General features: G+C 32.5%; 28 protein-coding genes and 1 riboswitch. Of the genes, 7 read left to right on the top strand and 21 right to left on the bottom strand.

The window, feature by feature from the left end; all coding sequences use genetic code 11:
- Positions 1 to 88: 88 nt before the first annotated feature.
- Positions 89 to 730: an OmpA family protein gene (locus NK213_RS09295; RefSeq protein ID WP_253348678.1), complete on the top strand. Its 642-nt coding sequence runs from the start codon at positions 89 to 91 to the stop codon at positions 728 to 730.
- A 111-nt stretch (positions 731 to 841) separates the two neighbouring features.
- On the opposite strand, the gene NK213_RS09300 is transcribed toward NK213_RS09295, so the two are convergent.
- Positions 842 to 1,261, bottom strand: coding sequence for a GNAT family N-acetyltransferase (locus tag NK213_RS09300; RefSeq protein ID WP_253348679.1), 420 nt, complete (start codon positions 1,259 to 1,261; stop codon positions 842 to 844).
- Between the two features lie 179 nt (positions 1,262 to 1,440).
- Here NK213_RS09300 and sppA point away from each other — a divergent pair, with 179 nt between their 5' ends.
- Positions 1,441 to 3,195: a signal peptide peptidase SppA gene (sppA, locus tag NK213_RS09305; RefSeq protein WP_253348680.1), complete on the top strand. Its 1,755-nt coding sequence runs from the start codon at positions 1,441 to 1,443 to the stop codon at positions 3,193 to 3,195.
- A gap of 505 nt (positions 3,196 to 3,700) precedes the next feature.
- Here the strand turns inward: sppA and NK213_RS09310 are convergent.
- From NK213_RS09310 to NK213_RS09325, 4 genes are all read right to left on the bottom strand, one after another.
- Complete coding sequence (locus NK213_RS09310; RefSeq protein WP_253348681.1) at positions 3,701 to 4,189, bottom strand: flavin reductase family protein; 489 nt, start codon at positions 4,187 to 4,189, stop codon at positions 3,701 to 3,703.
- Positions 4,190 to 4,251: 62 nt separating this feature from the next.
- Positions 4,252 to 4,614 carry a response regulator gene (locus NK213_RS09315; protein ID WP_253348682.1) on the bottom strand — a complete coding sequence of 121 codons (363 nt, stop codon included), beginning with the start codon at positions 4,612 to 4,614 and terminating at the stop codon, positions 4,252 to 4,254.
- A gap of 11 nt (positions 4,615 to 4,625) precedes the next feature.
- Complete coding sequence (locus NK213_RS09320; RefSeq protein WP_253348683.1) at positions 4,626 to 5,423, bottom strand: Cof-type HAD-IIB family hydrolase; 798 nt, start codon at positions 5,421 to 5,423, stop codon at positions 4,626 to 4,628.
- Positions 5,424 to 5,612: 189 nt separating this feature from the next.
- A complete protein-coding gene (locus tag NK213_RS09325) occupies positions 5,613 to 6,446 on the bottom strand; it encodes a bifunctional 2-polyprenyl-6-hydroxyphenol methylase/3-demethylubiquinol 3-O-methyltransferase UbiG (protein WP_253348684.1) in 834 nt (277 codons plus the stop codon).
- Positions 6,447 to 6,727: 281 nt separating this feature from the next.
- Here NK213_RS09325 and NK213_RS09330 point away from each other — a divergent pair, with 281 nt between their 5' ends.
- Both NK213_RS09330 and NK213_RS09335 read left to right on the top strand, forming a co-directional pair.
- A complete protein-coding gene (locus NK213_RS09330; protein WP_253348685.1) occupies positions 6,728 to 7,216 on the top strand; it encodes a thioredoxin family protein in 489 nt (162 codons plus the stop codon).
- A 50-nt stretch (positions 7,217 to 7,266) separates the two neighbouring features.
- On the top strand, positions 7,267 to 7,821 hold the full coding sequence (locus tag NK213_RS09335; RefSeq protein WP_253348686.1) for an NAD(P)H-dependent oxidoreductase: 555 nt from the start codon (positions 7,267 to 7,269) through the stop codon (positions 7,819 to 7,821).
- 136 nt (positions 7,822 to 7,957) lie between these two features.
- Here the strand turns inward: NK213_RS09335 and NK213_RS09340 are convergent, their stop codons facing one another.
- The 5 genes from NK213_RS09340 to NK213_RS09360 all read right to left on the bottom strand — a co-directional run bounded on the left by NK213_RS09340 (position 7,958) and on the right by NK213_RS09360 (position 12,891).
- Positions 7,958 to 9,160, bottom strand: a complete 1,203-nt coding sequence (locus NK213_RS09340; RefSeq protein WP_253348687.1) for a bifunctional 3,4-dihydroxy-2-butanone-4-phosphate synthase/GTP cyclohydrolase II — start codon at positions 9,158 to 9,160, stop codon at positions 7,958 to 7,960.
- Positions 9,161 to 9,174: 14 nt separating this feature from the next.
- On the bottom strand, positions 9,175 to 9,810 hold the full coding sequence (locus NK213_RS09345) for a riboflavin synthase (protein ID WP_253348721.1): 636 nt from the start codon (positions 9,808 to 9,810) through the stop codon (positions 9,175 to 9,177).
- Positions 9,811 to 9,837: 27 nt separating this feature from the next.
- Entirely contained in the window at positions 9,838 to 10,920 is a 1,083-nt protein-coding gene (gene ribD, locus NK213_RS09350; RefSeq protein WP_253348688.1) for a bifunctional diaminohydroxyphosphoribosylaminopyrimidine deaminase/5-amino-6-(5-phosphoribosylamino)uracil reductase RibD, read from the bottom strand.
- A 90-nt stretch (positions 10,921 to 11,010) separates the two neighbouring features.
- Entirely contained in the window at positions 11,011 to 11,478 is a 468-nt protein-coding gene (gene ribE / locus NK213_RS09355; RefSeq protein ID WP_253348689.1) for a 6,7-dimethyl-8-ribityllumazine synthase, read from the bottom strand.
- A 147-nt stretch (positions 11,479 to 11,625) separates the two neighbouring features.
- Positions 11,626 to 11,744: riboswitch (FMN riboswitch) on the bottom strand.
- A 118-nt stretch (positions 11,745 to 11,862) separates the two neighbouring features.
- Positions 11,863 to 12,891: a YhcG family protein gene (locus NK213_RS09360; RefSeq protein WP_253348690.1), complete on the bottom strand. Its 1,029-nt coding sequence runs from the start codon at positions 12,889 to 12,891 to the stop codon at positions 11,863 to 11,865.
- 201 nt (positions 12,892 to 13,092) lie between these two features.
- On the opposite strand from NK213_RS09360, the gene NK213_RS09365 reads away from it, so the two are divergent.
- Positions 13,093 to 14,325, top strand: coding sequence for an aminopeptidase (locus NK213_RS09365; protein ID WP_253348691.1), 1,233 nt, complete (start codon positions 13,093 to 13,095; stop codon positions 14,323 to 14,325).
- 44 nt (positions 14,326 to 14,369) lie between these two features.
- On the opposite strand, the gene NK213_RS09370 is transcribed toward NK213_RS09365, so the two are convergent.
- From NK213_RS09370 to NK213_RS09415, 10 genes are all read right to left on the bottom strand, one after another.
- Complete coding sequence (locus tag NK213_RS09370) at positions 14,370 to 14,807, bottom strand: OmpA family protein (RefSeq protein ID WP_253348692.1); 438 nt, start codon at positions 14,805 to 14,807, stop codon at positions 14,370 to 14,372.
- A 121-nt stretch (positions 14,808 to 14,928) separates the two neighbouring features.
- Positions 14,929 to 15,516: a D-sedoheptulose 7-phosphate isomerase gene (gene gmhA / locus NK213_RS09375; RefSeq protein ID WP_253348693.1), complete on the bottom strand. Its 588-nt coding sequence runs from the start codon at positions 15,514 to 15,516 to the stop codon at positions 14,929 to 14,931.
- A gap of 9 nt (positions 15,517 to 15,525) precedes the next feature.
- Positions 15,526 to 16,407 carry a LysR family transcriptional regulator gene (locus NK213_RS09380; RefSeq protein ID WP_012862223.1) on the bottom strand — a complete coding sequence of 294 codons (882 nt, stop codon included), beginning with the start codon at positions 16,405 to 16,407 and terminating at the stop codon, positions 15,526 to 15,528.
- 74 nt (positions 16,408 to 16,481) lie between these two features.
- Positions 16,482 to 17,156: a DUF6320 domain-containing protein gene (locus tag NK213_RS09385; RefSeq protein ID WP_253348694.1), complete on the bottom strand. Its 675-nt coding sequence runs from the start codon at positions 17,154 to 17,156 to the stop codon at positions 16,482 to 16,484.
- An 8-nt stretch (positions 17,157 to 17,164) separates the two neighbouring features.
- Positions 17,165 to 18,376: an alcohol acetyltransferase gene (locus NK213_RS09390; protein WP_253348695.1), complete on the bottom strand. Its 1,212-nt coding sequence runs from the start codon at positions 18,374 to 18,376 to the stop codon at positions 17,165 to 17,167.
- Positions 18,376 to 19,179, bottom strand: a complete 804-nt coding sequence (gene proC / locus NK213_RS09395) for a pyrroline-5-carboxylate reductase (RefSeq protein ID WP_253348696.1) — start codon at positions 19,177 to 19,179, stop codon at positions 18,376 to 18,378. The genes NK213_RS09390 and proC overlap by 1 nt, the downstream gene beginning before the upstream one ends.
- Positions 19,180 to 19,192: 13 nt before the next feature.
- Positions 19,193 to 19,441: a TIGR03905 family TSCPD domain-containing protein gene (locus tag NK213_RS09400; RefSeq protein ID WP_253348697.1), complete on the bottom strand. Its 249-nt coding sequence runs from the start codon at positions 19,439 to 19,441 to the stop codon at positions 19,193 to 19,195.
- A gap of 158 nt (positions 19,442 to 19,599) precedes the next feature.
- Complete coding sequence (locus NK213_RS09405; RefSeq protein WP_253348698.1) at positions 19,600 to 20,451, bottom strand: HisA/HisF-related TIM barrel protein; 852 nt, start codon at positions 20,449 to 20,451, stop codon at positions 19,600 to 19,602.
- A gap of 14 nt (positions 20,452 to 20,465) precedes the next feature.
- Positions 20,466 to 22,025, bottom strand: a complete 1,560-nt coding sequence (locus tag NK213_RS09410) for a PTS sugar transporter (RefSeq protein ID WP_253348699.1) — start codon at positions 22,023 to 22,025, stop codon at positions 20,466 to 20,468.
- A gap of 323 nt (positions 22,026 to 22,348) precedes the next feature.
- Positions 22,349 to 23,338, bottom strand: a complete 990-nt coding sequence (locus tag NK213_RS09415) for a LacI family DNA-binding transcriptional regulator (protein ID WP_253348700.1) — start codon at positions 23,336 to 23,338, stop codon at positions 22,349 to 22,351.
- Positions 23,339 to 23,487: 149 nt separating this feature from the next.
- Between NK213_RS09415 and NK213_RS09420 the strand changes: the two genes are divergently transcribed.
- Positions 23,488 to 24,192 (top strand): DKNYY domain-containing protein, encoded by a 705-nt coding sequence (locus NK213_RS09420; RefSeq protein WP_253348701.1) that lies wholly within the window; start codon positions 23,488 to 23,490, stop codon positions 24,190 to 24,192.
- 48 nt (positions 24,193 to 24,240) lie between these two features.
- Here the strand turns inward: NK213_RS09420 and NK213_RS09425 are convergent, their stop codons facing one another.
- Positions 24,241 to 24,681, bottom strand: a complete 441-nt coding sequence (locus tag NK213_RS09425; protein ID WP_253348702.1) for a hypothetical protein — start codon at positions 24,679 to 24,681, stop codon at positions 24,241 to 24,243.
- A gap of 290 nt (positions 24,682 to 24,971) precedes the next feature.
- Between NK213_RS09425 and NK213_RS09430 the strand changes: the two genes are divergently transcribed.
- Positions 24,972 to 25,619: an NAD(P)-dependent oxidoreductase gene (locus tag NK213_RS09430; RefSeq protein WP_253348703.1), complete on the top strand. Its 648-nt coding sequence runs from the start codon at positions 24,972 to 24,974 to the stop codon at positions 25,617 to 25,619.
- The last annotated feature ends 45 nt before the right edge of the window (positions 25,620 to 25,664 follow it).

Genomic DNA, 25,664 nt, shown 5'->3' on the forward strand with positions numbered 1-25,664 from the left:
AAATAATTATTACATAAAGTAACAAAGATTTTAAGTAGTTAATTTAGCTTTTTTAACTACAAACATATTATACAAGGGAGGTAATACAATGAAAAATAAGTTTATAATGACTTTAGCGTTAAGCCTTATAATCGTGTCTTGTACAACGACTAATCCTGAGACAGGGAAAACACAAGCCAGTAAAACTACTATAGGTGCAGGTGCTGCTGCAGGGGCTGTACTGGGTCAGATTATAGGTAAAGACACTAAAGGAACTGTAATAGGTACCGCTGCTGGTGCTGCGGTAGGTGCAGTTATTGGTAATATATTTGATAAACAGGAAGCTAAATTAAGAGAAGATCTAAAAGGAACTGGAGTAGAAGTAACAAGAACTGCCGAAGGTGAAATAAAATTAACGGCTCCGGAAAATGTTACATTTGCTACAAACAGCAGTACTATTTCTTCAAAGTTTACTAATACGCTTGACTCTATTGCATCTGTATTAAAAGAATACCCTGACTCTAACATCACAGTTTCAGGACACACAGACAGTACAGGGAATGATGCTATAAATAATCCTCTTTCAGTAAACAGAGCAAACAGTGTTGCCAGTTATCTGAAACAGCAAGGTATTGCTTCTAGCAGAATAACTGCTGCAGGTTACGGAAGTAAACAGCCGATAGCTTCGAACTCTACAGCTGACGGACGTGCACAAAACAGAAGAGTTGAAATAAAAATAACTGCAAAATAAGATTCATAACGAAAAACAGACTTTGAGCCAATTTATAAAACTGGTAAAGTCTGTTTTTCTATTTTTAAAGGAAAATATAAATTACTAAAACTGCTGTCTTACCAACAGTAACTATAAAACTGACGATATTTTCTCTACTATAATAAACTCTCTTCCATCTTTTTCATATTTTTTATCTGTCTTTATAAAACCAAATTTTTCATAAAATCCTGTTTTTTCTATTCTTGAATTACACCATATTTTTTTTATATCATTTCTTTCTGCATAGTCAATTACCTCATTAAGAAGTATTGTACCGTAGCCTTTTCCCTGTTCATCCTTAAGAGTGGCAAATTTTCTGAACTGAATACTGTCCTCTTCTGTAAATAAAGATATTACTGATACTAATTTATTATTTATATAAAAACCCAGATGTATCCCGTTTTCATCATCTGCCAGTTTTACATACTCTGTATCTTTTTCAGGATACATGACTTCGTGTCTTAATTCCCATACTTTTTCAAGCTCTGTTTCTTTTATCTGCATTTTCATATTTTCTCCTGTTATCATTATTATATTCTTATTTTTTTTATATATTTTATTTTTGATATATTGATTTTAATATGATCCGAAAAACAAGTCAAATTTATTTTCAGGCACTGCCCTTTTTTAATTTTTTCCATTGATAAATTACCCTATAAATGTTATACTTTACACTCAGGAGGTGTAACATGAAATTCTTTGATTTCATAAAAAGTTTTTTCATTTTCACAATAAAAGAGATATACTCTTTTTTTTTAAAATTGCTGTTAGCAATAGTTGTTTTTACAATCATCATTCTTGTTTTCGCTGCTTCAATGGGGAAAATGCTTGAGCAAAAAAATACCGTAAATAAGAATTATGAATATGTTGTGTTTAATCCTTATGATCCCACAGAGGATAAATTAAATAACAGACTTTTTGTAAATTCCAAATATAATGTAAATTTTTATAAAATACTTAACTCTGTGGACCATATTGCACAGGATCCCAAAGTAAAAGGTGTTATTATTAATCTTGATCAGATTTCACTGAATTCTGCACAGATAGAGGAACTCATCCCGAAATTTGAAAAGATAAAAAAGAGCGGGAAAAAGATATATGCATATGGAAGCTACATTGATAACAATAAATACTCGCTGGCTATAAATGCAAATGAAATTAGCATGGTACCGTCAGCATCTGCCGACCTGTCTATCACAGGTTATCATTATTCAAGCCTTTATTATAAAAATCTTTTTGATAAGCTTGGAATTGATATTAAGGTTATTCATATCGGTGACTTTAAGTCATACGGGGAAAATTATACCAGAACTTCTATATCTGATGAACTGAAAGGTGAGCTGACAAGAATTTTGGACAGAAGGCTTAATATATTCACAGAAAATATTTCTAAAGCAAGAAAAGTTGAAAAAAATAAACTTTCTGCTGATATTCTGAATGGTGACGATTCTTTCCTTACTCCGTTTAATGCGAGAGACAGAGGATTCATCGACAAACTTGAATATTCCGGGCAGCTTTTCCAAAGATTGGGAGTAACTGACGATAATGTCATCGACATCTATGATTATGCTGATAAAGTCCGTACACCGCAGAAAAAGGATAAAATAGCTGTTATTTACGCTGAAGGCCCTATTATGTATGATGAAAATACAGGAAATAACATTGCTATTACACCGGCTAATATTGCAGAAAAGATAAAACAGCTGAAAAAAGTAGATAATCTTAAAGGTGTAGTATTAAGAGTAAATTCTCCCGGTGGTTCTGCACTGAGTGCTGAACTTATCTACCAGATGTTCTCGGAACTACCTGTCCCTGTTTATGTTTCAATGGGAAGTACTGCAGCTTCGGGCGGTTATTATATAGCTATGGCAGGAGACAAGGTTTTTGCTGATAAAAGTACAATTACAGGCTCTATTGGTGTGGTAAGTGCCATCCCAAAAGTACAGAAGGCTGCCGGTAATTTGGGAATAGACAGCAGCAGTATTACAAAAGGAAAATTCTCTGATTTATATGATCCTTTTGTGGATTTAAGCGACGAAAGCGCAGAAAGATTACGTACAAGCATGTTAGAGACTTATAATGAATTTAAGTCAAGAGTTCAGAAAAACAGAGGTATATCAGCCGACAAGATTGAAGAGTATGCACAAGGCAAGGTATGGCTTGGTGATGAGGCAAAAGAAATAGGACTTGTTGACCAGATCGGCTCACTAGACGATACAATACAAACTATGGCAAAAGACCTTAAATTACAAAGTTACAGTGTGGAAGAAGTTTTTGTAAATGAAGATTATAACAAAATTCTCCAAAGACTTTCAGGATACATAACAGCTCAGGTTACTCTGCTGGACATACCTAAAGCTATGAATGAAATAGAATTTTTAAAGAAAAATTCTGTAAAACCGCTCTATTATCTGCCGTATGATATTAGAACACTTGTTTATTAATTCTAAAATTTTGAATAACAAATCACAGAGATATCTGTCAGAAATATAACTATTTTTCTAACAGGAATATCTGGAAAATATATCATAAAAGGACTGATCCCTGTATATAAGGTTCAGTCCTTTTTATTTTTCCTCTACTTAATTCACAAGCTATAATTTAGCTATTTCAATACTTACATTGCTTATTGCTCCACTGTCATGACTATAATCAGAAACTTTAATCATGTAATTATCTCCTGCTACTTTTTCATATGGAAATACTTATCCATTTGTTTTTATTTTTAATTTTATTAAATAAAAAAAGGCTCTTTCTCAATATTTCAGAACCTTTTTAAAATAATAACTTTTATCAGATGAACATATACTTTATTTTTATCTCTATTTTATCTTCAAGATTATATTTGCCAATATATTCAACAGATCTAATTTAATATTTTATAATATAAAATTTATCAATTATTTTAAAATCAATAAACATTCCCTTTGCACCATACATCTCTTATATTTATTCACCTTCATAACATTCTACTATTTCCCCGAAATACATATAGTGATAATCTTTTAAAGGATAACTGGCACTCTTTACATCTTCTGGAAATTCGTCACCATTCATAAGCTGCTTAAACTTTATTTTGCATTCATAATACATGTCACAGCCTTTTATCACAGGTGATTTTGTCACTTTTGACGGGATAAATTCCACTGTTTCCGATTTATCTATATCTCTTCCTGATTTTGTACCGCATATCCCCAGTTCTTTGTTCAGATCATTTCCAAAAGGAATACTTACTGTGAAATCTTCCGCCTCTCCCAAAAGTTCGTTTGTATATCTCTGCGGTCTCACCAAAACCATAAAATATGGCTTATTCCACATTATCCCTATATATCCCCATCCTATAGTCATTGTATTTACCTTAGTCCCTGATCTGACACTTAGAAAGGCTCCGTTTTTTAGTCTCCCCATTGTTTTTTCCATATTCATAGTAAAATCCATAATATCACCGCTTTCAAAATTTATAATAATAAAAAGACCTATTTAATTATAAGGTCTTTTTGTTATATATTTAATCTTTTTATTTCTTTTAAGAGTTCACTTTCAGAAAAAGGTTTTGATAAAAAAGCCTTTGCTCCTGCTTCTTTTCCTAGTTTAACATAGTTTGATAATGCTACCATTGTACTGCAGATTATGATATTAGCATTCGGATCAAAATTCGTAATCATCTGTGTAGCTCGTAATCCGTGAATTTTCGGCATGTTTATATCCATCGTTACCAGATCCGGTCTGTTTTCTTTATATAACTCTACTGCTTCTGCACCATTCTCAGCTTCCATTACCTCAAATCCGTTTCTTTCCAGTATCTCCCTTATATCAGATCTGATATAAGATGTATCATCAACAACCAATGCTTTTTTAGCCATCTCCACCACCTCTATAAAAATAATTCAATTAGTTTTTTTGCCTCTGCATCAGAATCACAGCTGCCTATTATTTCATGATCAGGAAGTGCTTCTTTCAGCTGATACAGTGCATTCCCCATAACATATCCTTTTCCTACCATTTTCAACATTTCATAATCATTAAAACCATCACCAAAAGCAACAACTTCTGACATTTTAATTTTTTCCTTTTTCATCAGAATTTTTATTGCATTACCTTTATGAACCTCTATATCAAATACTTCCAGACATTCCGGAGTAACCATCGCTATATTTACATTACCGTCAGTCAGTAAAAATAATTCTTTTTCCAGTCTCATCAAATGCTCATGTTCCCCTATGAAAAAGAACTTTGAAACTGACATCTGTTTTGCCTCTTCCACTTCTATTTTATGAGGAAGAAAATGTTTCAAGTCCTTAAAAGGATCCATTGTCATCTCTTCAGTAATATACCATACATTATCAGAATACAGATTCAGAAATATTTCTTCTCCGTATTTTTTATAATCCATTTCCAGAATTTTTCTAGCATATTTTTTTTCCAGATCATTAGCGTATATTGTTTCACCGTTTTCATCATTTATTCTTGCACCGTTTGATGTAATCAACGGAACTTTTATCCCGATTGTTTCCATTATTCTTTTTGTATCCGGATATGATCTTCCCGTTGCTATAAAGAACTTTATTCCTTTTTCCCTGATTTTGTTAATTACATCTTTTGAAAATTCCGAAACTTCCTTTTCATTGTTTAGTAAAGTACCGTCAAGATCTGTTACAACTGCCCTGTACATTTTGAGCTCACCTCTTGTTTTTCCTTTATTCTATCATAATTTACGGGAAAAAGAAACTTTTTTAATTTATTTGTTTTCCTCATATAATATTTTATATTTAATTTTATAAAATAATATAAGCTAACAAAAAAGTAAGCTTGAACAGTATGGTAATACTGAATCAAGCTCACTTTTCATATTTATTTTTTGTTATTTATAAGCTGCAGTGCATATTATATTATTCTCTTCTGTATAATCTTTTCCTGAAACATCTCCATAAAAACTACACTTATCGAATCCCGCTTTTTTGAGATCCTGCCTTAGTTCTTCTATTGAAAATGCATGATTCCACAAATTATAGCATTTTATGCTTTCTTCCTCTATTACCACATACTGTTCAAGGAAAATCGCGGTTTCATCATACCGGTAAAATGAATACAGGCATACATATGGATTTTCACTCCAGTATCCTCTGTCATTATATGACCAGTTTGCAGTTTCCTCTTTTGCTTTATATTCTTCTTTTGAAAAAACATCAAATATCAGTATTCCCTCTGGTTTCAAAGCCTTATATATTTTTTTCAGAAGTATTTCCCTATCTTCGGGATTCAGCACTCCAAAATCACAATAAATCAGTGTCACAACGTCAAATTCTTCTGAATAATCCATTTCCAAGTAGCTTTTCACATTATACTCTATATTACTCCTGTTTTTTAGGGTATTTTCCTTTGCATAATTTATCGAACGTTCTGAAATATCCAGACCTGTTACATCAAATCCTTTTTTTGCGAACAATTCCGCATAAATACCCGGACCACAGCCAAGATCCAAAAGTTTTTTTCCTGTTCCGCCATTTGCCAGCTCCTCTATCCAGCTAACAGATTTTTCTATAAAATCATATTTTCTTGTAGCACTTTCCAGTTCCGGATTCAGATGTGCCGTAAGCATTCCTTTGGATATATGAGGGTCATCCCAAAATTTCAGTCCTGTTACTTCGTAAATTTCAGGTCTTTTCCCCAGGTATTTCAACAATATTTTATTCATAATTTATTTTCTCCCGTGAATTTTTTTATAATCATATTCTAACCTGTCTTACTTTTCACATTTTCGTCTCTCCTCTTATTTTTACTTATCTGGTTCTCATCTGGTTTCCAAAAATTTACCAATATATTAATTATAATTTTTGTTTAACCAAATTATTTTTATTTTACCACATTTTTTCCCGCGTGAAAACTTAGAAATGAAATTTTTTTAACCGCTTCTCCTTGAAGTACTTTCATTTTTTTTCATTTTAGTTTATAATATGTCTAATGAGGTGATTATATATGAATGATTTTAGTGAATATTTAGACTATTCTGATGAAACAGACAAAGCAAAACAATTAAAAATTATGGATAAAATATTACTTAGCGGGGACGCAGCAGAAAAGATCAAAAATGTAAGCAAAAAAATATCTTTTCTTATTTTTGCAGAGCCGTATTGTCCTGATTGCAGAGCATTTGTTCCTTTTATGGAGAAATTCGCGGAACTTAATCCTTTTATACATGTAACGTATTTATCAAGAAAAGATAATTTGGAATTACTCGCTTCGTTATCTAAAGAAGCCAGAATACCAAGTATGTTTTCATATGTGAACGGTAAAGCACATCTTGTTTATCTGGAGCTCCCGAATTTTGTATGGGAAAGAATAAAAAACAATGAAGATTCCAGTGAATTACGGTATAACTACCGTACAGGAGTATATAATAAAGAAGTCGAAAAAGAATTACTCAACATAGTTTTAAAAGCTGAAAAAGAAAATGATCTGCCTTAAGGACTATTTCAGATACAGCTTTTATCTCACATAAGAAAGGGTGTTTATTTTTGAAAAATAATTTAATCATTTGCTGCTCACCTGTTACAGACAGCTGCAGCAATAAAATAAAAAACGGACTGACAGAAATTTTAACAAAAAGAAATGAAAATGTAGAAGTAAGAGATCTTTATGCATTGAAATTCGATCCTGTAATCACGGAAAATGATATATCTTCTGCTTTTCAGGGAAATTACAGCGATGATATAAAGATAGAACAAGAATACATAAGAAATGCAGATAATATTATTCTTATATTCCCGATTTATTCATCATCAATGCCTGCTTTAATGAAAGGCTATATTGACAGGGTTCTTTCACAGAATTTTGCATACAGCTATAATAAAGACGGAAGTATGAACAAATTAATGGCAGGAAAAACTATCTCTACTTTTTCACCTATGGGTGCAACAGTGGAATACTACGAAAAAAGCGGTATAAAATCAGCTATGGATTCTATTTTTTCAATAACATTTGTATTTAGAGGATTTGAAGTTCTCGGTATCAATTATTTCGGATCTGATAATCGTGAAGAAATGCTCTCTGAGCTGGAAAAATTAATATAGTAACCTAATTTTCAAATAACTCAAAATATTGAAACTACCCGGTAAATCTGAAATAAAATTTCAGAAAGCCAGGTAGTCTTCTTATTTATATGATATGTTTACGTGCTTAATTAAAGGATTTTTTCTTTGCATTTTTTTATAATTCCTGTTTTAAAATATGTCCCATTTTATATTTTTTAGTTCTCAAATAATCTCTGTCTGTATCATTGGATTTTATTTCCAGTTCTTCCCTGTCTGATACTTTTATTCCGTATTTTTCAAGTCCGTTTATTTTTTTAGGATTATTTGTCATAATCGAAACTGATTTTATATCCAGATCTTTTATTATCTGTGCTGCTACTGCATAATCCCTCATATCATCTCCGAATCCTAACTGATGGTTAGCTTCAATAGTATCATATCCTTCATCCTGAAGATTATAGGCTTTTAGTTTGTTTATAAGTCCTATTCCGCGTCCTTCCTGTCTAAGGTAGATAAGCAGCCCTTCGCCTTTTTCTTCAAGCTCTCTCAATGCCCTTTCAAGCTGTTCCCCGCAGTCACATCTTTTCGAACCAAATACATCTCCCGTGAGACATTCGGAATGAAGTCTTGTACTTACTCTCTCTTTTCCTTTTATATCACCTTTTATCATAACGACATATTCTTTATTCTCTATTTTGTCATTATAAGCAGCTATCTTAAAGTTCCCGTACTTAGTGGGAAGATTTGCAGTTACCTCTTTTTGAACCAGTTTTTCATTTATTTTTCTGTATAATATCAAATCTTCAATTGTTATTATTTTTAGATTATTTTCCTCTGCAAATTTCAATAAATCATCTCTTCTTGCCATTGTTCCGTCATCTTTTAATATTTCTATTATTACTCCGACTTCCTGAAATCCGGCTATTCTGCATATATCCACAGCTGCTTCGGTATGTCCCTTTCGTTCAAGAACACCATTTTCCTTAGCTATCAGAGGAAATATATGTCCCGGCTTTCTAAAGTCATTTTCTCCTTTGGAATTATCTGCAAGATCTTTAATTGTGGCAAGTCTGTCCTGTACAGAAATTCCCGTAGTAGTATTTTCAAATGAATCTACTGATACTGTAAATGCTGTTCCGTGATTATCTGTATTTTTCTCTGCCATATAATAAAGCCCCAGTCTGTCGGCTCTTTCCTTTATAAGCGGCACGCACATAAGTCCTCTTGCTTCTTTTACCATAAAATTTACTACTTCTTCACTTATTGTTTCTGCGGGAATAAAAAGATCTCCTTCATTTTCCCTGTTTTCATCATCCACAATAATAATTGGTCTGCCTTTTTTTATGTCCTCAAGAGCTTCATCTATAGTGTTAAACATGTTATTTCTCCTCTCTAAAAACCATTTTTGCTCAAAAATTCCTGTGTAAGACCTGTTTCCTTTTCTGAATTTAGTATTTTTTCTACATACTTTGCAAACAGATCAGTTTCTATGTTAACCAGATCTCCGCTTTTTTTGCTTCCCAGTATAATATTTTCAATTGTATGCGGTATCAAAGATACACTGAAAGTATCATTTTCTGCATCAATAACTGTAAGACTTGCTCCGTCCAGCGTAATTCTTCCTTTTTCCACTACATACTTCATATACTTTTTATCCATTTTTATTTTATAATGTCTGGCTATTCCGTTTACCTCTACTGACATAATCTCGCCTTCACATTCTACATCACCTGTTACCAGATGTCCTCCCAAAGGTTTTGAGAGAGTCAGTGATTTTTCGAGGTTTACTCTGTCGCCGGGTCGCAGTCTTTTCAAATTTGACCTGTTTATTGTCTCATACATAGCATCTGCCGTAAATGAATTTTTTGAATATTCTGTTACTGTAAGACAAACTCCGTTTACTGCTATGCTGTCTCCTATATTCACATTTTCAATAACTTTATCTGCTTCTATCTTTATTTTAAGGCCTTGGCTTTTATTTTTTATATCTGATATTTTTCCTATTTCTTCAATTAATCCAGTAAAAATAACAACCACTCCTTTCTGTAATATTTTCTATAATTCAAATTCCACACCTATGTTATTATTATATAAATTATATTTTATATTTTTGAGTATTATTGAATCACTTATTTTCTCTGTTGAAAAACCACTTATAAAACTTTTTCCGCTGCTGTCTCCCAAAATTTTATCCGAAATAAAAATCTCTCCGGCATCAATTACTTTTTCTCTAAAAGCCTGTGAAATAAGTTTTTCCCCGCCTTCAAGCAAAACAGAATCTATTTTGTGTTCACCCAGTTTTTTCAGAATATCCAAAACAGAAAATTCATAATCGGGAAGTGTTATAAATTTTACTCCGAAATTATTTTTTAATTCTTTATATTTTGCTTTACTCATATTATTTTCCGAAGTTATAACTATAGTTTTTTTATCATGATTTTCTTTTATTATAGTAAAATCCTGACTTATTTTCAAATGAGGATCTACTATAATTCTCAGAGGATCAACACCGTTTTCTATTCTCGCTGTTAGTCTCGGATTATCATTTAGCACTGTCCCTATCCCTACCATTAGTCCCATAAATTTATTTCTGTAAAACTGTACTTTCTCTCTTGCAGCTTCATTACTTATCCACTTGGAATCACCATTTCGGGCTGCTATTTTTCCGTCCAGTGTTATAGCACATTTTAGAAATAAATATGGTACCCCCTCTTTTATATATTTTAAAAAAGCTCTGTTAATACTATTGCATTCTTCTTCCATTACACCTGTGTACACCTCTATATTATTCTCCCGCAGTATTTCTATACCTTTGCCGGAAACGAGAGGATTCGGATCTATTGAACCTACAAAACATCTTTTTATTCCTGATTCTATTATTTTTTTTGCACAGGGAGGTGTTTTCCCATAATGGGAACAAGGCTCCAAAGTCACATATATATCTGCTCCCTCTGCTTCTTTCCCGGCTTCATCCAGAGCATAAACCTCCGCATGAGGCCCGCCGTATACACCATGGTAGCCTCTTCCCACTACCACACCGTTTTTTACTACAACTGCCCCTACCAAAGGATTCGGATTTACATGTCCCAGTCCTTTTTCAGCAATTTTAAGGGCCATTTCCATATACTTTTTATCCATATACTTCCTTCCGGTAACTTGATCTGATTTTATATTACCAGATATTCACGGTTAAAATCATCAATCTTCCCTGATATCTTTTACAAAGTCTTAGTTTTCAATCTGTTTTATTAAATTTACCATTTCTATTGCTGACATTGCTGCTTCAAAACCTTTGTTCCCTGCTTTTGTCCCTGCTCTTTCTATAGCTTCCTCTATGCTGTTTGTAGTAAGCACACCAAATATAACAGGAATTTCACTATCCAAAGATACATGTGCCACACCTTTTGAAACTTCTGCACTTACATAATCAAAATGTGGTGTAGAGCCTTTTATTACAGCTCCTAATGTAATTACCACATCATATTTTTTTGATTTTGCCATTTTTTTAGCTATAAGCGGTATTTCAAAAGCTCCCGGAACCCATGCTGTTTCTATATTTTCTATACTTGTTTCATGTCTTGTCAGACCATCCACAGCTCCTTCTACTAATTTGGATGTTATGAACTCGTTAAATCTTCCTGCTACAATTCCTACCCTTAAATCTTTTCCATTGAACTTTCCTTCTAGTCTTTTCATTTTCTATTCCTCCTGATAGTTTTTTGAAAAACATAAGCAACAGTTTGGATTTTATAATAGCCTGACTATTATTATAAATAAAAAAATCCGGATTCTAAATCAAATCCAGAGCATCGTATATCAAAAAAACTGATATATTTTTTTATTTATCTACTTCTTTCATCCAGACTTTACTGTCGGTACTGGAATTACACCAGTTCATGCTTAAATATAAGCTCGTGGACTTTACCACCGGTCGGGAATTTAACCCTGCCCTGAAGTTTAATTGTTTTTCTAAATTTATGATATAATATTTTTCCCTTTATGTCAAATATTTTCTCACACCTTTTTCAGTAAAAAATTTTTAATTCTTACATAATATACCAGAAAGACGTATTATTCGCACTAATCTTCCATTATTTTTTTCAGTTCCTCTTTGCTTGGAAGTATTAACTGGTATTTACTCGCAAATATCTGTGTATTTTCTTCAGGAAGTGTCATTTCCACTATGGATTCGCTTTTATCTTTACATAATATTATTCCTATAGTTTTATTTTCATCTTCATTTTTTATTTTCCTGTCATAATAATTAACATACATCTGCATCTGTCCGATATCCTCATGTTTCAGCCCGCCTATTTTCAAATCTATCAGGACAAAACATTTCAGTAATCTGTTATAGAATACCAAATCCACATAAAAATGTTTTTCGTCAAAACTAAACCTCTCCTGTCTTCCCGAAAAAAGGAATCCTTTTCCCAGTTCCAGCAGAAAATGTTCCAGCTTGTCAATTACCTTATGTTCGAGATTACTTTCAGTATATAAAGAATTTTCCTCCAGTCCTAAAAAATCCAGAATATACGGATCTTTTATCAAATCTTCGGGTTTTTCCACTATCTGTCCTTTTTTTGCCAAAGTTTCTACTTTATCTTTATTTTTACTAATAATAAGTCTTTCATATAAACCTGTATTGTACTGTCTTTTCAACTCTCTCAGACTCCAATTGTTTTTATCTGATTCTATTTCATAAAAACTTCTTTCATTCTCTTCTAGTCTCATCAGAAAGATATAATGTGACCAGGTTAGTCTAAATTTGTATACTCCCAGTATTTTACCATCATTCCCCAATTCTTCAGACACTGTCTGAAGAATTGATAATTTTGAATATATTAAATAAAATTTTCGCATTTGTGTTAAATTAGTGAATGAGAATCCCTTTCCAAATTCTTTTGTCAATATTTTTGACAAATTTTCTAAAAGCTGTTTACCATACTCTGCACGCTCTCTTCCTTTTTGCTCTTCCTCTACTATTCGTCTCCCTACTTCATAATAAGTATAAGTCATTACACTGTCCACTGTTCTTTTCACTTTATTTCTTGCATCATTCAGCAGATCTACAACTTCTTTATAAAATTTCTGATTTTCCAGTTTCATAAAATCCCCCTTTTTAAAATTCTTCTTTGTACTATATGATATATTCTTTTTATAATTTTTTCAATTAAAAAATTATGTTTAACTAATTTTCCGTTGACTAAAGTATACTTATTTTCCTGTTTTCTCATATCCCTGTTCTTCTAATTTTCTTATTTCTATGATATTATACTAGTATAATTTGTATTAAGAAAGGAATATAACATGAAGACTTTTGAACAAAAACTGGATGATTATGCAAAATTAATCACTAAAGTAGGACTTAATATACAAAAAGACCAGGATTTTATCATTACTGCACCTGTTTCTGCAGTAGAATTTATAAGATTAATAGTAAAAGAAGCATATTTTCTTGGAGCAAAAGAAATATACTACAGATGGTACGATGATGAATTATCATTAATACGTTATAATCATGCACCTGAAAGTGTTTTTGATACATTTCCCCAATGGATGGCCGACGGATATACAGATCTTGTAAAAAACGGCGCTGCTGTATTATCTGTATTTGTATCTGACCCTGAATTACTGAAAGATGTCAATCCTGAAAAAATAAAAAGAGACACTATTACAAGATCTAACGCTTTTAAGGAATATAAAGACTATGTTATGAACGGCAGCAGCAACTGGTGTGTTGTTTCTGTTCCGAGTATTCCATGGGCAAAAAGTGTTTATAGAGAGTTTGAGGCTTCAGAAGCTGTTTCAAAGCTTTGGGATTCTATTTTCGAAATAAACAGAATTAATGACACTGACCCTGTACAGTCTTGGATGAAACATTTTGAAAAGCTTGAAAAATTCAAAATTTATCTGAATGAAAAACAATTTACAAAACTTCATTATAAAGGAGAAAATACAGATCTTACTGTAGAACTGCCAAAAAATCATATCTGGCAGGGCGGGTGCGAACATACTTCAAAAGGACTTCTGTTTGCTGCAAATATTCCTACGGAAGAAGTTTTCTGCATGCCGTACAAATATGGTGTCAATGGTGTTTTAAGCAGTACTATGCCATTGGAATATAACGGTAACATTATTGATAATTTCAAATTTCATTTTGAAAACGGAAAAATTGTTAACTTTGAAGCAGAAAAAGGATATGCCACACTTGAAAACCTCTTAAGCTCGGATGAAGCAGCAAGATATCTCGGGGAAGTAGCCATTGTTCCTGTTTCTTCACCTATATACAAAACCGGGCGTATTTTTTACAATACTCTTTACGATGAAAACGCAAGCTGTCACTTTGCCCTTGGAAGTGCTTACCCGAACTGTATAGAAAACGGTGAAAACATGACGAAGGAAGAACGTGAAAAAGCCGGTGTTAATGACAGTATTATCCATGTGGATTTTATGGTAGGAAATGATAAACTTTCTATTACAGGAGAAACAGAATCAGGAGAAAAAATTTCTATTTTCAAAAACGGAGAATGGAATATTTAACTAAAAAAGGTGTCTTTCATAATTTTGAGACACCTTTTTATTTACTAATTTTCTTTTACAAAAAATCTTATATCTACTCTTCTGTTGCTGTATCTGCCTTCTTCAGTAGTATTTGTCATAATCGGATTATTTTTCCCCTCTCCTGAAAGATTCACTTCTATATCTTCTCTTAATCCGAAAATCTTCATATATGTATGTACATTTTCTGCCCTTACATAAGAAAGCTCCTTATCCCCCATTATTTCCTCAGTATCTGTGTATCCTATGAGCTCTATTCTGTTAACACCCGGGTATTCATTTATTATTTGCACTATTTTCTGCAAATCCTCCAATTCCCAGTCTGACGGGATACTTCCAGTTACCTTGTATCCGTTAATAAAACACTCCCTGCTGCTAAGCTTACACTTCAAAGAACTCGATGAAGCACTCATAAATGTTGATATCCCTGCTAATAAGATAAAAACTAAAACTCCTTTTTTCATAATTAACCACCTTATAATTTAATATGTTTTAATTATACACATTCTATGTGAATTTAAAGTGAACATACAAAAAAAGCTGCACCAAAACTTTCATTTTGATACAGCAGAAATATAATCTATACTAATCTACATAATTTTCCGGGAATAAAATTCTTTCTACTCCTTCAATTATAACGTGCAAAATCATCATATGTACTTCCTGAACTCTGTCAGAAGTTTTTGCATTTATTATAAATTCGTAGTCACACATTCCTTTTAGCTGTCCTCCGTCTTTCCCCAGAAGAGCAACTGTTTTCAGACCTCTTTCTTTTGCTGCTTTCACAGCTTCAATTATATTCTTTGAATTTCCAGAAGTTGAAAGTCCTAAAAAGAAATCGCCTTCCTGTCCGAATGCCTCTACGCCTTTAGAAAATATTGCATCGAATCCGTAATCATTTCCCACGCAAGTTATATGTGAAGAATCAGAAATACTTATTGACGGTAATGCAGGTCTTTCTTTTCTGAATCTCCCTGTGAATTCTTCTGCAAAGTGCATTGCGTCACAGTTACTTCCGCCATTTCCTGCAATCAGTGATTTTTTACCGTTTTTATAAGCAGCTGCTAATTCTGTTGCTATTTTCCCCATTGTTACAAAATTTTTCTCATCCTTAATAAATGCTCCAAGTACATCATACTCATCTAAAAATGACTGTTTCAAAATCTGATCCATGTTTTCCTCCTATTTTTTTATATCACTCATTATTTCATAATTTTTCAAAAATTCCACAAACTTGCTGATTCCTTCTTTATCTTCATTTTCTCTGATTAAAACTATCTGGAATCTGTCTTCTGACTTCTCAAAACTGTGAATTGTCTTTAGGATTCCTTTTTCCACTTCTTCATAAACACTGTAATATGGCAGTATTGCAAAACCAAGACCTTGTTTCAGAAGATTTTTCATAGTTTCGATACTTCCGTTTACAGCTATTCTCTTTTCAAGATTAAACCCGATTATTTTTTCAAAAAAATCAAGATATTTAGTTGTCAGAAGCGTATCTCTTTTCAATAACGGTACTTCTTTCAAGTCCTCATAAGATTCCACATCTACAGAAGTCACCACCACAAAAGGATATTCATCAGTTTCTATAACCTTTATTTCCTTATCCTCTATAAAGTATTCCTCCATAAGAGCTATATCCACTGTTCCTTCTTTCAGATGTTTTACCAAAGATTCTTTATTCTTTATGTATAAATCAAATTCTATTTCCGGAAATTTTTTTCTGAATTCTATCATAATTCTCGGCAGTATTGGTTCACCAATATTATGTGTTGCACCAATTGATATTTTTCCCTTTTTATATTGAAGTATTTTTTTCATTTCATTTTCCATTCTTGAAATTCTCTCAAATACATCCTGTGACATTTTAAATAATTCTTTTCCGGCAAAAGTCAGCTTAAAGTTCTTGGAATTTCTTTCTATAAGCTGTAATCCCAAAGTATGTTCCAGTTTTTTTATCTGTATGGAAACAGCCGACTGACTTATGTAAAGCTTTTTGGCAGCTTTTGTAAAGCTTTTTTCATTACATGCCTCAAAGAATATTTTTAAATGGTGTATATCCATAACACTCTCCTAATCATTTACAAATTATATTTAATTATATATCACTTTTAAGTATTTGTCCAGTAAGTTATTTTTTATAAATGCATTCTTTTTTGTAATTCTTCATCATACTCTTCATAAAAATGCTTAAACATTAAACCAAATACTATTAAAGGTATTGATGCAAGCAGCGACCAAGAAATTTTTCCGCTTAAGATAATCTCTATCGAAATTATAAATATCCCCACCAATATCAAAAAATAATTAAAAATCTTTATTTTAGATTTATTTTGTTTTCTTATTCTGGAAAAAATAAGTCCAAGCACAAAGAAGCTTCCTACTATGGGTATTCCTATTTTTGCAGACCATGTAATATTTTCATCATACATATCCAGAATAAAAAGAAATACAGCAAGACTCGCACTCAGCAGAAAAAGATTTTTTCTCAGATTCCACCCGTTAATTGCTATAAAAATACCAATATTTGTAAGTATTATAGAAGGAATTACAAAATATCCCCATGTAAGTCTCCCGTTTATAGTAATATTTCCGAGTAATACCTCCAGAATGGAAATAACTGTCAGTGTAAGCATTATAAAATATATTCTGCTTTTTATTTTTTTCTTATTCATTTTATAAAGATTTATTTTTACCTCGGGATATTCCTCCTCGGATTCATTCTCCAGATCTTCATACATCACTTTTGTCTTACAGAGCGGACATTCTTTTCTCCCCTTTTCTAATTCAACACCACATTTCACACAATACATTTTTTCTCCTAATAATTGCTGATAATTTTTGATTTTATCCCTAATTTTCTCAAATATCTGAAATAATTCATTTCCAGCTCGTTATTTGAACTTAGATTTCCAAAAGTCAGATATACTCTTCCGTTAAACCCTATCATTCCGATTTTAGCTTTGCATCTTTTGCTCGGCGGTGGTATAAATTCAATTTTTTCTATATATTTTACCAGCTCATTCTCTATTTTAAAATCTCCCAGATTTGAAAATCCTGAAGTATAACCTCTCTCCCCGTAATAATCGAATATAAAGGGCAGAAATAAACGTTTTACAAAGTAAGGAACCACGCCTATAAGCTTATTCCTGCTCGGCTTCATGGCTTTATAAATACTTTTGTAAAATTCTTTCTGGTTTATTTTTATTTCAAAATAGGTATTTACATATTTTATTATTTCTTCAAGAGTATACTCACCTAGTGTAGGATCAATACTCGGTGTTATATTTATAAAAAAATTCCTGTTTGTTTCATTATTAAATATTTTTCTCAGATCTACAGGCACTCCTATAACAATACTTTCTTTTGATGCATTAAAGGTATCTATTATCGTCTTAAAATATACACTTAATAAAAATTTTCCTGTACTTGTACCGTATTTTTTAGCAACACTTTTTATTTCACTAAGTTCCATTTCACCTGTAGTAACGAAGTAATAGCCTTTTTCCAGAACTTTGTAGGGAAAATGAAACGCTTTTTTTATGGTAACTTCTTTACTTACTTTCTTCATATATTTCTCATAAAGATTTTCATATCCCGGCTTTTCATCATCACATTTTTTTTCCGGCAGATCATACTTCAAAATGAGATATTCTCTAAGCAGATCCCTCAAAAAATTAATTGTTCCCATTCCGTCAGTAAGAAAATGAGCGATCTCTATTGATATTTTTTTCTTATAGTAAAGTATTCTTAAAGGATTATCTTTCTTTACATATGTACAGGGATATGTCCTTTCTCTTGAAACAGAAAACTTTTTATTTTTCTGCTGTAAATAATTCCAAAATACACCTTTTTTAAGTTCTACATTGAAGAAATCATATTTTTCAAGCAGATTATCTGCTGCTTTGCTCAATATACTTTTTTCCACATCTTCTTTTAATACAGCTGACAAACGGAAGCAAGTACTGCGCCCTTCACTGATAATCGATGAATAAGTTTTAGCAAAAGCATCTAATTTATACCATTTTTTCATTATTTCTCACTTAATTTTACAGATTTTTCGGTACATTTATTTACGGCTTCTATTAATGTTGCTCTAAAGCCTCCTTTTTCCAGCACTGCTACTGCTTCTATCGTTGTCCCTCCCGGAGAACAGACTTCATCCTTCAAAAGGCCCGGGTGTTTTTTTGTTTTTCCTACCATATGCGCTGAACCTGCCACTGCCTCAGAGAGTATTCTGTACGCTTTATCTCTCGGCATACCGTTTAACACTGCACCGTCAGCTAAGGCTTCAATAAATATATCCACTACCGCAGGTATTGAACCGCTTATAGAAGTGAATACATGCATAAGTTTCTCATCTATTTCTTCTGCTCCTCCAAAACCTGAAAGCAGTTCCATAACCTTTGTTTTCTCATTTTCTGTTATATTATTATTAAAGACTACACCTGTCATTCCTTCCAAAATCTGAGCCGGCATATTCGGCATAGTTCTTATTATTTTTTTATTATTTCCAATAATTTTCTCTGCTCTTTCCACTGAGTAACCGGCTGCTATAGTCAGAATTATCTTTTTTTCATCTATATTTTCTTTTATTTTTTCCAGAACAATATCATAAATATTCGGCTTTACTGCGAGTATTATCAAATCCGAGGATTCTGTAAGCTCATTCTCGCTTCCTGTTCTTGTTACCCCGTGTTTCCCACATAGTACGTCTAATTTTGTCTGATCAGGATCATAAATAAATATATCTTCCTTTTTTACTTTTCCGGAAACAATAAAACCTTCAAGAATAGCCTGTCCCATATTTCCAGTACCTACAAATCCTATTTTCATTTTATTTTCCTCCTTATTCTTTATCCAAATATGCTTCCAGAGCCAGTGACAGCTGATCAGGGCATGAAGTATCCCTTGAACCGCAAGGCACGCCTTTTAGTCTTTTCAGTGCTTCATGTATGTCCATTCCTACAATAAGTCTTGCCATCCCCACGGAACTCCCCGGACACCCTCCTGTTATTTTTATATTTTCTATTATATCTTCATTTATTTCTAAAATCATCTCTTTTGCACAAACCTGCTTTGGTATATAAGTAAACATTTTTCCTCCGTTTTATTTATTTTTGCTACTTATAATTTTAACCTATTCCCTGACTATGTGCAAGCAAATTAATTCCAAATTATAAAAATAACACCGAAAATATTATTCTCCGGTGTCATTTCTAAATTCACGCAAAATTTCATTTTTTAAAGAAATATTTAAGCCTGTTTTTTTAATGATAAAAATTTCTTTACTACATTTGTTGCTGCTTCTGATACTACATTATCTATAGATGTTCCTATTACAAGTATATTTACTCCTGTGTCTCTGAATGCTACATAATTAGTGTCATTTATTCCGCCTTCTGCCAGTGTGGGTACTTTTACTGAATTCACAAGTGCTGCGAGTCTTTCTTTTATTACAGGATGAATTTCCCCTGCTGCTGTTCCTTCATAACTCATTCCTGTCATTAGTCCTATCATATCCACGCCTATTTCTTCCATTGCTTTTGCAGCTTCCGCCACTTCTTTCGGTGTACTTGCAGATATTCCGAATGTATGAAGATCGTCAGGATGACCGATATAAGCATCTACAAGTAAACCATATTTATGTGCATATTTTACTACATCTTTCAAATCTTCAAGGGTAGATTTATGTATATGTACCCCGTCTGCACCGCTCATTGCTATTTTCAGAAAATCTTCCTCTTTCAGTTCCAAAGGAAGTATTTCTGTAAATCCGCCGGGAACACCCACAGTTATATAAATATCTTCTCCTACTACATTTCTTACTCCGTGTGTCACTTTCAGCATCTCGTCCAAAGGTATTTCATGTCTTACCTGTTCCGCGGCATGCATTGTAATTACTCCTTTATGTCCTCTTGCCAAAGCCACTGCCGGATGATTAGGTTCCAGAAGTCTTGCTCCTCCTGCCACTGCTGCTCTTGCTATTCTGGCATCATCTCCTGTTATCCCCGTGCTTAATATAGTTGTCCCTCCGTGTTCCTCTATTGCATTCAGCACTTTTTTCAGTGCTTTTCTTCTTTTTTGTTCTGAATCTCCTAAAATCATGTAAATCTCTCCTTTTATGAATTATTTTTCTTTGATGATATTTTATTTGCAAGTGATGTTATTAAAAATGCCGAACCAGCTGATATAATCATGCTTATTGCGAATCCTACGGCATTATTTGACATAATCGGCGCAAAAATCGACGGCACATAAGCAGTTCCTCTCAGATCATACATCCCCACCACTATTCCGCCAAGACAGCCGGAAATCATGGCTCCTGCCATTATAAGCTTATCAGAGAACATAAACGGATATGAAGCCTCCACAAATGTCCCAAAAAATACATTTATTAAAAATCCCGGTGTCGCTATTGCCCTGTCACTTTTTTGTCTTGGGAAAACTATATTAGCAAGCATTATACCGGTAGAAACCATTACAAGCCCTGTCATATCTATTGCTCCAAGAAAGCTTGTTCCTGTTTTCTCCATTTCAAGCAACACTATAGGTAATATTGCAGCATGGTACACTCCGCCTATAATTGCCGGCCATATCAGCAGACCTGCTATTCCCCCTGCAAGAATAGGACTTATATTCAATGCCATTTCTATAAGGGCTCTCAGACCATCTCCAAGCCACAAAGCTATAGGAGCTATAAAATAATAGACTACTAACCCTGAAGCAAGTCCGGAAATACCACCAGCTACTATATTTGCAGTCGTAGCAGGAAAATTATAGCTAAAACATAGTTTTATCATATAAAAGCATAATATCCCGGCCAGAATTCCGCCTATCATACCACCTATTATTCCGCCGTTTACTGATAAAACACCGGCTACTATCCCGGAAACTATTCCTACCTCATCAAGTCCGGAAACCTGTTTTGCCGCTAAAGCTGCTATAATTACAGGAAGTGCTTTTATTAATATATCAAATATTTCATTAAGCCCGTTTAAGAAGGGAAGCTTACTAGCTGCAAGCACCAGTGCCATTGTAATGAATCCCGGAATTGCTGCCATCATTACTCCTCTTACATTTATTCTGGAAAAGACTCCCTTATCTTCCATTACTCCGTCTCTTTTTGCCGAGCCTATAACAGGCGAATATTTTATTTTCCAAAATTTACTAAGCGATGTCACTGCTGCTACTGCTCTTGTTCTGTTAGTTGTTCCTGTTGTCCCCGAAGAAGAAATTACATTTGCCCCCATAGAGCTTATTGTTGCCATAGATGTTCCGCCTGTTCCTACTATAGGAATCTTCTTTTTTGCCGCAGCCAGAATAACATTTTTATTTATTCCGTCCGGATCACAGCTCATTACTATTAGTCCGTCTATAAGGCCTTCTTCTATTTTTTCTGCCAGTTTCTTATCATATTCCAATGCTTCTTTATTTATATCAGGAAGTTTTCTTTCTTCACTGGATAATAAAACACCGTTTTCCAAATAAAACAAGCTGGCTAAAACATTATCATTTTTATTATCCATAGAAGTTTTCGCTCCTACGAATTCCACATCTTCCAGTTTCATTCCTGCAGAATCCAGCTGTACCTTTATCTCATCAATCATTTTTTCAGGATCTTTTCCGCCGAGGTTATATAAATTTCCTCCGCTGCTCCCCACTACCGCAATTTTTTTCATCTCTTTTCCTCCACAATTTCATGATATCGTTGTCATAATTAATAATAAAAATTTATCAGAATTTTTTGCATTCTCCTTTCCTGAAAATATTTTATATTGGAGTACTGATTTCTATGTATATATTTTCTTATTATAAACATTATAAAACTAATCTCTTCCAGTATCTTATTATATTTCTAAGATACAAGTGTTCTCATTCATAGTTTTTGACTAAGTCACTTGAAACACTAGTCCGCGGCTACTTGGAATTAATATCAGTTCTATTTTTAAAATTTTCGACACTTTTGACATCGTTGTCAAAAACTTTAAAAAGAAAATGTGACCTATTTTACGCTTTTTCTTATTACAAGTTTTGTCTTTACTTTTATTTCTGCTTTTTCTGTAACAGCCTGAGTATCTGAAAAATATTCAAAAATAGCTTCTGACATTCTGTAATAATTCTGTTCAATTGTAGTAAGACTCGGATTATAGAATTCCGAAGTAGGTATATTGTCAAACCCCATTACAGATACATCTTCGGGTACATTTATATTTTCTTCCTGAAGAGCCTTGTATACTCCGAGAACTTTTTCATCCCCTGAAACAAAGAAAGCCTTTGGGATATTTTTTGATTTTATTTTTTTTTTGGTATATTCATAAGCATCTTTTACATGAGCAATTCCATACTTTACTTCAAGGTTTTTTATTTCTGCGTTCATATTCATATAAGCTGTTACAGCTCCTTTTTCACGCTCAATATTAGTAGGAGACTCATTTCCAAGCAGCAGCTCTATTGTATCGCAGCCTCTTGACAAAAGGTATTCCGTTCCTTCCATCATGGCAGTATAGTCGTCATTTGTCACATAAGTACTGTTTTTATCATATGCCTTATCAAATATAATATAAGGAACATTGCTTTCTTTCAGCAGTATTACTCTCGGATCATTTTTTTTCTCATAAAAGACTACTGCTCCGTCAAGAAAACCAATTGAAGAATTCAGCATTGAAATTTTTTCTATATCTTTGACATCTGAATAAGTTTCCATAAGTAATGTATATCCCATTTTATTTCCACGTTCTACCAGTTCATTTATCAGAATCTCAATCCATTGGGGAACCGGTGAATTTTTATTTTTCAATATAGAAACCAGAATATTTTTTTGTACCTTTTTTCTGAGACTCTGGGCATATATATTCGGCTTATAATTAGTCTCTTTTATTGTTTTCAGTACTTTTTCCTTTGTTTCAGGAGTAACATGTTCTTCATTATTAATTACCCGTGATACAGTTTTTGGTGATACTCCGGCTATTTTTGCAAGTTCTTTTATTGTCATTATCTTCTCCCATTATATCTTTGCTTTCTTAAACTAAGTTTACCACATTTTTTTCAATTGTCAACGATGTCAATTAAAAAAACATTATTAATCTTTCGGATAATATGGTATAATTCAAGAAAATCAGTCTTATTTACTAAAGGAGTTATATGAAAAAAAATATTTTTTTAATCATTATATTATTTTTATGTTTTTCTGTTTCTGTACTTGCACAAACAGATTCAGTATCTGTTGCAGATTCGAATTTATGTTATACTAAAAATGACAGTTCAGTTTTTTTCAAAGGGAAAGAAATTACTTCTGCTGATCCTGCTTCATTTGAAATTGTCTTTATTTCATATGGTGACGATTGTTCTCCATATACAAAGGATAAAAATCAGGTCTATCTTAATGGAATCCCCATAATTAACAGTGAACCTTCTACCTTTGAATTTATTTATTCAGATTTTTCAAAGGATAAAAAGCATGTTTATCTGGACGACGTAATATTTCCCACGGCTGATCCAGAGTCTTTTGAATTTATTGGTTCATATATTTTTAAAGATAAGAATCATGTTTATTATAATGATGGAACTATTTTAGATATATACAGTGATCCTGCCACTTTTGAAAGGATAGGGGAAGATTATTATAAAGATAAATTTTATGTATATTTTAGTGATGTTATTGTGCTTGGAGCTGATCCCGGCACATTCAAAGCTTTGAATATTTCATACGGCAAAGATAAATATCATGTATATTATGGTGAAAAAATACTAAAAGATGCTGATGTGAAAACATTTAGAGTTATTGATTATAATACTGCAAAAGACAAAAATTATTTTTTCACTGATGATATCAAAGAAAAAAGATAAAAAAACAGACCTTATCATAATATAACTGATAAAGTCTGTTTTTTTATTTTATACGGTTTGATTAGACAATTTTCTCTGTTTCATATCTGAATTTCTGTGCCGGTATATAAAGAACAGAGCAATTCCTGTAGCTGCAAGCATATACAAAACATCCATAATATCAAAAGTTCCCGGCACGAACCAAAGCTGCCCTATTTCTGTAAGAACACTACCTATACACGGAATCATAATAAGAAGAATATTTTTAAAATAAAAGCTCAGAAACATAGTAAAAGAATATACCCACAAACAATCCGGCAGCGAAAACAATACACTTTCCGGTATATATTTTCTGTAGTAAAACGTATACTCCCGCAAAGAATAAATAATTTTATCTATTTTGAGAAATTCAAACCATCTAAACATCAAAAGTGTATCACTTCTGAACAAAATATATACTATACCGCCTACAACCATTGTTAATATCACATGCAAAAAAAATCTCTTCATTTATAAACTCCCATCACTATTTTTCTTTTTCCTTAGTTTTATAAATATATATCTTTATATATTCAGTAAATTCTTAAAAATTTATATTTATTATTACTTAGTTTTTTTATAATACTTTCTGTAAATTATACTAGATATTCTCATAATTGTAAATTTTAATTTTTCATATTCTCCAGTAAAATTTACTCTCTCTTAATTCCAATTATTTTCTGGGTTTTCTTATCTCTTGCACTTTAATTAATTATGCATTATAATTATTGTATATAAAACAATAGAAAGGGATGATGTATTTGAAAATTATTTTAATAGGTTCCACAGGATTTGTAGGATCTCATATACTGGACGAAGCTCTGGAAAGAGGGCATGAAGTTCATGCTATACTTAGAGATATTAATAAAATAACTAAAACACACCCTAATTTATTTCTTATAAAAGCAGATGTAATGGAAGAATTTGAACTGGAAGATATTTTCAGTACAGGTTATGATGCAGTTATAAGCGCATATAACCCCGGATGGTCAAATCCTAATATTTACAATGATTTTATACTTGGGTATAAATCTATACTAAACGCATTAAAAGGTGCAAAATTAAAGAGAATTATCCTTATCGGCGGAGCGGGAAGTCTTATTGTAAACGGACACAAGCTGATTGATGATGATAATTTCCCTAAATCTATATATAATGGTGCAAAAGCCGCTTCTGATTTACTTGATATACTCTATGACGAGAAAGATACCATTGACTGGACAATGGTGAGTCCGGCAATTGATCTTATTGACGGCAAACGCACTAATAATTTCACGCTTGGTAAAGATTCCCCTGTATTCAATGCTGAAAATAAATCTGTTGTTTCAGTTCAGGATCTGGCTGCAGCTGTAATTAATGAATTGGAAAAACCGGAACATATAAAACAGAGATTCACTCTGGGAAGTTGATTTTAAAAATACAGGAGGCCATAAATAAAATAACCTCCTGTATAT

The organism is Sebaldella sp. S0638, from assembly GCF_024158605.1.
Taxonomy (GTDB): Bacteria; Fusobacteriota; Fusobacteriia; order Fusobacteriales; family Leptotrichiaceae; genus Sebaldella.

Coding starts and splice junctions, on each gene's coding strand:
- NK213_RS09295 (WP_253348678.1), top strand. CDS start 89: ATGAAAAATAAGTTTATAATGACTTTAGCGTTAAGCCTTATAATCGTG.
- NK213_RS09300 (WP_253348679.1), bottom strand. CDS start 1,261: ATGAAAATGCAGATAAAAGAAACAGAGCTTGAAAAAGTATGGGAATTA.
- sppA (WP_253348680.1), top strand. CDS start 1,441: ATGAAATTCTTTGATTTCATAAAAAGTTTTTTCATTTTCACAATAAAA.
- NK213_RS09310 (WP_253348681.1), bottom strand. CDS start 4,189: ATGGATTTTACTATGAATATGGAAAAAACAATGGGGAGACTAAAAAAC.
- NK213_RS09315 (WP_253348682.1), bottom strand. CDS start 4,614: ATGGCTAAAAAAGCATTGGTTGTTGATGATACATCTTATATCAGATCT.
- NK213_RS09320 (WP_253348683.1), bottom strand. CDS start 5,423: ATGTACAGGGCAGTTGTAACAGATCTTGACGGTACTTTACTAAACAAT.
- NK213_RS09325 (WP_253348684.1), bottom strand. CDS start 6,446: ATGAATAAAATATTGTTGAAATACCTGGGGAAAAGACCTGAAATTTAC.
- NK213_RS09330 (WP_253348685.1), top strand. CDS start 6,728: ATGAATGATTTTAGTGAATATTTAGACTATTCTGATGAAACAGACAAA.
- NK213_RS09340 (WP_253348687.1), bottom strand. CDS start 9,160: ATGTTTAACACTATAGATGAAGCTCTTGAGGACATAAAAAAAGGCAGA.
- ribD (WP_253348688.1), bottom strand. CDS start 10,920: ATGGATAAAAAGTATATGGAAATGGCCCTTAAAATTGCTGAAAAAGGA.
- ribE (WP_253348689.1), bottom strand. CDS start 11,478: ATGAAAAGACTAGAAGGAAAGTTCAATGGAAAAGATTTAAGGGTAGGA.
- NK213_RS09360 (WP_253348690.1), bottom strand. CDS start 12,891: ATGAAACTGGAAAATCAGAAATTTTATAAAGAAGTTGTAGATCTGCTG.
- NK213_RS09365 (WP_253348691.1), top strand. CDS start 13,093: ATGAAGACTTTTGAACAAAAACTGGATGATTATGCAAAATTAATCACT.
- NK213_RS09370 (WP_253348692.1), bottom strand. CDS start 14,807: ATGAAAAAAGGAGTTTTAGTTTTTATCTTATTAGCAGGGATATCAACA.
- gmhA (WP_253348693.1), bottom strand. CDS start 15,516: ATGGATCAGATTTTGAAACAGTCATTTTTAGATGAGTATGATGTACTT.
- NK213_RS09380 (WP_012862223.1), bottom strand. CDS start 16,407: ATGGATATACACCATTTAAAAATATTCTTTGAGGCATGTAATGAAAAA.
- NK213_RS09385 (WP_253348694.1), bottom strand. CDS start 17,156: ATGTATTGTGTGAAATGTGGTGTTGAATTAGAAAAGGGGAGAAAAGAA.
- NK213_RS09390 (WP_253348695.1), bottom strand. CDS start 18,376: ATGAAAAAATGGTATAAATTAGATGCTTTTGCTAAAACTTATTCATCG.
- proC (WP_253348696.1), bottom strand. CDS start 19,179: ATGAAAATAGGATTTGTAGGTACTGGAAATATGGGACAGGCTATTCTT.
- NK213_RS09400 (WP_253348697.1), bottom strand. CDS start 19,441: ATGTTTACTTATATACCAAAGCAGGTTTGTGCAAAAGAGATGATTTTA.
- NK213_RS09405 (WP_253348698.1), bottom strand. CDS start 20,451: ATGATTTTAGGAGATTCAGAACAAAAAAGAAGAAAAGCACTGAAAAAA.
- NK213_RS09410 (WP_253348699.1), bottom strand. CDS start 22,025: ATGAAAAAAATTGCGGTAGTGGGGAGCAGCGGAGGAAATTTATATAAC.
- NK213_RS09415 (WP_253348700.1), bottom strand. CDS start 23,338: ATGACAATAAAAGAACTTGCAAAAATAGCCGGAGTATCACCAAAAACT.
- NK213_RS09420 (WP_253348701.1), top strand. CDS start 23,488: ATGAAAAAAAATATTTTTTTAATCATTATATTATTTTTATGTTTTTCT.
- NK213_RS09425 (WP_253348702.1), bottom strand. CDS start 24,681: ATGAAGAGATTTTTTTTGCATGTGATATTAACAATGGTTGTAGGCGGT.